The organism is Streptomyces sp. NPDC058662 (assembly GCF_042716255.1).
Taxonomy (GTDB): Bacteria; Actinomycetota; Actinomycetes; order Streptomycetales; family Streptomycetaceae; genus Streptomyces.
Genome location: NZ_JBHXRU010000004.1, coordinates 132,985 through 139,952 on the forward strand (window position 1 = coordinate 132,985; position 6,968 = coordinate 139,952).

At 73.4% G+C, this 6,968-nt stretch carries 4 protein-coding genes; all 4 read left to right on the top strand.

Annotation, left to right across the window (positions count from 1 at the left end):
• Positions 1-39 precede the first annotated feature (39 nt).
• The 4 genes from ACFWUQ_RS03570 to ACFWUQ_RS03585 all read left to right on the top strand — a co-directional run bounded on the left by ACFWUQ_RS03570 (position 40) and on the right by ACFWUQ_RS03585 (position 6,370).
• Complete coding sequence (locus tag ACFWUQ_RS03570; RefSeq protein ID WP_384532131.1) at positions 40-1,557, top strand: aldehyde dehydrogenase (NADP(+)); 1,518 nt, start codon at positions 40-42, stop codon at positions 1,555-1,557.
• 70 nt (positions 1,558-1,627) lie between these two features.
• Positions 1,628-3,142: an ABC transporter substrate-binding protein gene (locus ACFWUQ_RS03575; RefSeq protein WP_384532132.1), complete on the top strand. Its 1,515-nt coding sequence runs from the start codon at positions 1,628-1,630 to the stop codon at positions 3,140-3,142.
• 38 nt (positions 3,143-3,180) lie between these two features.
• Complete coding sequence (locus ACFWUQ_RS03580) at positions 3,181-5,064, top strand: ABC transporter permease subunit (RefSeq protein ID WP_384532134.1); 1,884 nt, start codon at positions 3,181-3,183, stop codon at positions 5,062-5,064.
• Between the two features lie 10 nt (positions 5,065-5,074).
• The gene (locus ACFWUQ_RS03585) at positions 5,075-6,370 is read left to right on the top strand and encodes an MDR family MFS transporter (protein ID WP_384532136.1); all 1,296 of its coding nucleotides are present in this window, start codon (positions 5,075-5,077) and stop codon (positions 6,368-6,370) included.
• Positions 6,371-6,968 lie beyond the last annotated feature (598 nt).

Genomic DNA, 6,968 nt, shown 5'->3' on the forward strand with positions numbered 1-6,968 from the left:
CCGCAACCCACCCACCCGACCACCCACCGAGAGGCAACCATGCCGTCCCTCAGCCCGGCGCCGTCACCGGACAGCACGCCGACCACTCGCCGCACGACCACTCCCCGTACGACCACCGCCGCCGAGGCCGCCACGCGTGCCCGCCAGGCCGCCTCGGCCTTCGCCGCCGTTCCTCTCCCCGCGCGCGCCTCCCTTCTGCGCGACCTGTCCCACACCCTGGGCGAGAACGCCGTCCACCTCGCAGCCGTCGCCGAGGAAGAGACCCGACTCGGAGCCGACCGTCTGCGGGGCGAGATCCGACGCACCCAGGCGCAGCTGGAGATGTTCGCCGACGACGTCGAGGCCGGCGCGTTCCTCGACGTCATGATCGACCCGGCCGACCCCGACGCGCACCCCGCGCCCCGCCCCGACGTCCGCCGCATGCTGGTCCCGCTCGGGCCGGTCGCGGTGTTCTCGGCCTCCAACTTCCCGTTCGCGTTCTCCGTGCTGGGCGGCGACACCGCCAGCGCGCTCGCCGCGGGCTGCCCCGTCGTGGTCAAGGCACACGAAGGGCACCCCCGCCTCTCCGACCTGACCGCCGAGCTCGCGGCCGATGCCCTGCCGCCGGGCGCCTTGTCCGTCGTCCACGGCCGTGAAGCGGGCCGCGGCCTGGTCACCGATCCCGCCGTCCGCGCCGTCGGCTTCACCGGCTCCACCTCCGGCGGCCGCGCCCTGTTCGACCTGGCCAACAGCCGTCCCGACCCCATACCGTTCTACGGCGAACTCGGCTCCCTCAACCCCGTGGTGGTGACCCCGGCGGCCTGCGCGGCACGCGGGGAGACCATCGTTCGCGAGTACATCGCCTCGGTCACCCTGGGCCACGGGCAGTTCTGCACCAAACCCGGCCTGCTCTTCCTCCCGGCCGGCCACGGCCTCGACGACGAGATGCGCCGAGTCATCGCCGCCACCCACCCCGCCACCATGCTCGGCTCATGGATCAGCACCGCCTACCGCACCACCCTCACCGAACTCGCCGCCCACCCCGCGGTGCGCCCCCTGCACCTCACTGATCAGCCCGAAGACCCCCGTGCCGGCGCCCCCGCTCTCCTCACGACCACGGCCGAAGACGTACGGGCCTTTCCCGAACTCCTCGAAGAGTGCTTCGGCCCGACCTCACTCGTCATCACGTACACCACCCCCCAGGACCTGCTGGAAGCACTGCCCGCGCTGCCGGCCGGCCTCACGGCGACCATCCACGGCCAGGAACAGGAAGACGAAGAGCTTGTCCGCCGCTTGACCGGAGCACTGCAAGCCGGACGCCTGGTATGGAACGGCTGGCCCACCGGCGTCGCGGTGACCCCCGCCATGCACCACGGCGGCCCGTGGCCCGCGACCACATCCCCCCTGCACACCAGCGTCGGCAGCAGAGCTGTCGCCCGCTGGATGCGCCCCGTGGCCTACCAGAACATGCCGGAGACACTCCTTCCCGCCCCACTGCGGCGCGCCAATCCCTGGAGGGTCCCCCAGGAAGTGAACGACTCCAGCACGAGACGGGGAGCTGGCCGCCCCGCCGGTTAGATGGAAATGATTTTCATGTACTCTTCGTACTTCCGTTGATCAGCACTACCGGAAGACACGAGCGCGAGCCATGAGAACACCCCGCCGCCCGATAGCCGGCCTGCTCCTCACCCCGCTTCTCGCGGGATGTTTCGCCACCGGCGGCGAGGGCTCGTCGTCCGCCGCCTCCGCAGACTCCGCCGCCCCCGGCGACGGCGGCCGGCTGCGGGTGGCACTCGCGTTCACCCCGGCGCGGAACTTCTCCCCGTACAGCCAGGACGCCTTCCACCTGTCCAAGCTGGGTGTCTCCGAGGGGCTGACCAGGTTGGACGCCAACGGCACCGCCGTCCCCGCGCTCGCCGAGTCGTGGACCAGCGAGCAGGGCGGCCGCAGCTGGCTGTTCACGCTGCGGGACGCGACGTTCCAGGACGGCACCGAGCTCACCGCGCAGGCCGTCGCCTCCGCCCTCACGCACGCCGCCGAAGCCGAGCCCGCCCCCACCGCCCTCGCCGGCGTCGAGCTGACCGCCGAGGCGGTGGGCGATGACCAGGTGCGGGTCGGCACCGGCGGCGCCGACCCGGTCCTGCCCCTGCGCATGTCCAGCCCGAACCTCGCGGTGTTCTCCCCGAAGGCGTACGAGAAGAAGGGCACCGTGAGCCCGGTCGGCACCGCCACCGGCCCCTTCGCGCTCACCAGGATCACCGGCGACACGGCGGCCACTCTCGACCGCTTCGACGACTACTGGGGCGGCAGCGCCCAGGCGCCGGGCATCGACGCCGCGTTCATCGCTGACGGCACCGCCCGTGCCAACGCCCTGCGCACCGGCCAGACGGACATCGCCGAGGCCCTCGCCGTGGCCCAGATCGCGTCCCTGGACAAGGGCACCGTCCACGAGACGAACAACGCCCGCAACACCAGCCTCTACCTCAACACCACGTCAGGCGTCTTCACCGACCCGGGGCTGCGCGCCGCCGCGCGCGCAGCGATCGACCCCTCCGTCATCGCCAAGGACGTCTACGAGGGCCACGCCGAGGCCGCCCAGGGCATCTACGGACCCGCCCTGAACTGGGCGGCGAGCAAGCGGACCGAACCCACCGGACGGGCCGAGGCCACAGAACCCAGCGGGAAGAGCATCACCATTGCCACCTACACCGGCCGGCCCGAGCTCGCCGAGACCGCCCAGGTGCTGCAACAGCAACTGGAAAATGCCGGATTCAAGGTGAAACTGGAGGTGCGCGACTACGCGCGCATCGAAAGCGACCTGCTCGCCGGTACGTTCGACGCCGCCGTCGCCTCCCGCAACATGATGCTCGACACCGGCGACCCCGTCACCGTCCTCGGCAGCGACTTCACCTGCCAAGGGACCTACAACCTGTCGCTGCTGTGCGACAAGCGGATCGACAAGGCCGTGGCGGACGCCCAGGCCGTGGCCGACACCGCCGAGCGACAGGACGCAGCCATGAAGGCGGAGGCGGCCATCCTCGCCACCGACGCCGTGGTTCCGCTCGTACACCTGACGGTCGCCACCGGCATCGGCGCCTCCGTGCAGGGCACGCTGCTCGACCCGTACGACCGGCAGTTCGTCGGAACGGGGACCCGGCGCTGAACGGCATATCCGACCGCCCCCGGCGCGGCACGGCCGCCATGACCGCCGCCCTGCGCACCCTCGCACGCAGCGGCGGGCCGACCATGCTGTGGCGGGCCCTGCTCGCGACGGCCCTGGTGTGCGGGATCGGTCTCCTGCCGTGGATCTCGCGCACCGACCCCGCCCTGACCGTGCTCAAAGCCCGCTCGGCGGAGCACGACCCCACCCCCGCGGCGCTGGCCGCCGTACGCGACGAACTCGGCCTGGACGACGGCCCCCTGGTCCTGCTCGCGCACTGGCTCGGCGGGCTGCCGGACGGGGACGCCGGCCGGTCCTGGATCTCCGGCACCGAGGTCCTGCCGTCCGCGGCAGAGGCCCTCGGCGTCTCGCTGCTGTTGATGGCCGGTTCCCTCGCCGTCGCCACGGGCACGGCCGCCGCCGTGTGTGCCCGCACCGTGCGGCTCGGTTCACGGCGCAGACTCGGCGGGCGCACCTCCAACACCGCGCCGGCGGTACTGGCCGCGCTGCCGGAGTTCCTCGTCGCCGCCGTACTCGCCTCGGTGGTCGGTGTACAGCTCGGCTGGCTTCCCGCCCTGGGCTGGTACGGCCCGCAGTGGATGGTGCTGCCCTCGCTCGCCCTCGGGCTACCCGCCGGCGCGGTCCTCGGGCGCATGCTGGACGATCTGCTGCCCGGCGCTTTCACCGCACCATGGGCGACGTCCGCCGCCGCACGAGGCATCCCGCCGAGCTCTGTGGCCCGGCACGCCCTGCGGTGTTGCCTGCCGGGAATCCTGCCCAACCTCGGACTGTTCGTCGTCGGCCTGACCGGCGGCTCGGTCGCCGTCGAGCAGATCTTCGACATACCCGGCCTGGGCCGACTCACCCTGCGCGCCGCCCTCGCCCAGGATCTGCCCGTCCTGCAGACCGGCACGCTCAGCCTGGCGCTGCTCGCGGCCGCCGTCGGCGCCTTGGCCCGGATCTGCGCCCGGCTGCTGATCGGACCCGCGCTGCGCGACGGCGCCCTCCTCTCCCCGCACCGGCCCGCACCCCCCGCACCCCGGACGCCACCCCTCCTGTACGGGACGCTGCTCGCCGCCGTCATCGGCGCCGGCCTGCCCCGCGACCCACTCGCCCTGCACACCGGCGCCCGCCTCCAAGCCCCTTCCCCAACCCACCCCTTCGGCACCGACGCGCTCGGCAGGGACATCCTCGCCCGCATCTCGCACGGTGCCCTGACGACGCTCGGCGTCGCCCTCGCGGTGAGCGCGGCCGCACTCGTGGCCGGCGTACTGCTGGGCCTGCTCCCAAGGCTGTCCGGGCCCGTGGTCGACACCGTCAACGCCGTGCCGCCCGTTCTGGCCGCGCTTCTCCTCACCGGTGTCCTCGGCAGCGGGCCATGGACCCCCGCCCTCGCGGTGGCCGCCGTCGCCTGGTCGCCGCTGGCCACCCACGCCTCGAACCTGCTGCAGCAGGAGCGCGCCGCGACCTACCTGACCGCCACCCGCTCCCTGGGCGCCAGCCCCTGGTACGTCCTGACCCGCGCACTGCTTCCGGCCGTCCTGCCGCCCGTCACCCGCCACGCCCTGCTCCGGCTTCCCGGTATCGCCCTGTCGCTGGCCGCCCTCGGCTTCCTCGGCCTGGGCTCGCAACCGCCGTCGCCCGAGTGGGGCCTGCTGCTCGCCGAGAACCAGCCGTACGTGGAACGCGCCCCCTGGGCCGTCCTCGCTCCGGCCGCCGTCCTCGCCCTCCTGGGCGCGCTCGCGGTCACGGCCGCGGCGGGCTGGGGCTCACCCCGCCCGAAGGCAGACGGGGGAGTACCCGCCCCCCGGCCGGGGAGGCGGGCGTCGGTACATCCCACGACGCCCGCGGAACCCTCTGCCGAGCCGCTGCCGCCGATCGTGCCGCAACCGCGCACATCCGTCCTGACACCGCACGCGGACTGACGGAAACACGATGACCGACATCTTCGGCCGCGTCCTGCCCCGTCGAACGGCCCGAGCTCCGAAGCCCCCGCGCGAGCGGACCTGGAAGCACCTGCCACCGCTGCTGCGCCTCCTGATCCTGACCCAACTGGCCTTCAACATCGGCTTCTTCGCCGTACTGCCCTTCATGGCCGAGCACCTGGGCACCGCGATCGGCATGGCCGGCTGGATGGTCGGCCTCGTCCTCGGCCTGCGGACCTTCAGCCAGCAGGGCCTGTTCGCGGTCGGAGGATGGCTCGTGGACCGCTACGGCGTACGCCCGGTCGTCCTGAGCGGCTGCGTACTGCGGATCGCCGGATTCGGCTGGCTCGGGTACGCGGAGGCGACCTGGTCCGTGATCGGCGCCGTCCTGCTGATCGGGTTCGCCGCCGCCCTGTTCTCCCCGGCGGTGGAGTCCGAGGCGGCCCGGCAGGCCGTGGTCTGGGAGGAGGAGGGCCACGGCCCGCGCACCCGGGTACTGGCCCTCTTCAGCGCCGCCGGCCAGGCGGGCGCCTTCCTCGGGCCCCTGCTCGGCGGCCTGCTACTGGCCGTGGACTTCCGCACCGCGTGCCTCGCCGGGGCCGGGGTCTTCGCCCTCGTCCTCGCCGGGCACGCGCGGCTCATGCCGCGGCACATCCCCGGGCGGGTCCACATACGAGGGCGGGTCGGCCTCCGCGTGATGCTGCGCAACCGCCGTTTCCTCGCCCTGTGCTGCGCGTACGGCGCCTATCTGCTCGCCTACAACCAGCTCTACCTCGCCCTGCCGGACGAGGTGGAGCGTGCGACGGGCTCCCAGACGTCCCTGTCCTGGCTGTTCGCCCTGTCCTCCCTGCTGGTCGTGTGCGCCCAGCTCCCGGTAACCCGCTGGGCGGGCGACCGGCTCGGCCTGCGCCGCTCCATGGCCACCGGGCTGCTGCTGGTCGCGGCCGGTTTCACGGTCGTGGCTGTCGCACGTCCGGCGGAGTGGACAGGACTCGCCGGACTGCTCCCCGCCGCGGGGTACGTCGTCCTGCTCACCCTGGGCCAGATGCTGCTCGTCCCCGCCGCCCGCGCCCTCGTACCCGACCTCGCCGAGGACGGGCGCCTCGGCCTCTACACCGGGACGCTGTCCTCCGTCTCCGGCCTGATCGTCCTCGCAGGCAGCTCGGCCACCGGCGCCCTCCTCGACCTGGACCTCCCATCCGCCGTCCCCTGGCTGGCCCTCGCCGCCGTCCCCCTCCTCGCAGTCGGCCTGCTCCCCCGTGGCTCCGACGCGGCGCACGGCGCACACCGCGGATCGTCACGGTGAGGCACGACCAACCGCGCGTCCTCGTCGCCCGATGTCATGGCCGATCCCCTTGCCCTGCTCTCGGCGCGCACCGGCCAGACACGCCCCCGGCCGGCGGCCGTACCGAGGTCGGCCGCGCGACGCAGGAGCAGGCGTGGCAGGCGTCGTATACGGCCCCGGGACGCGCCGTGTTGGCGAATTCTGTCGGGTTCGACCGGTATTCGCGGGCGGTCGGGGCGCACCCCCGGGACGTACGGGGCTCATGGGTCGCACGTGGTTCAGGTGGCCGGGAGCTCCCGTGACGGGGCCGGTACCGCAGTGGGTCGACGGGGTGACGGCCGCACATGAGCTACCGCCGCCCCGCTCCCTTGTACGCCCAGCTCATCCAGACCGTCGTAACGCCGCATCTCCAAGCTTCCGTGCACGGACCGCTGCCTGCGGGCGGGTGCGGCGCGGCCCTTCGGCCGCCCCCCTAGCCCGCGCCCCGGGGCCCACTCCACGGCGGCTTCGCGCGGGACGCCGAGCGCCGGGGGTTGGGGTGTGGGTGTGATGTGGTTCACGTGGGGGTGGGGTGGGGTGGTTTGGTGGGGGGTGGGTGTTTTGGGGTGGTGGGTGGGGT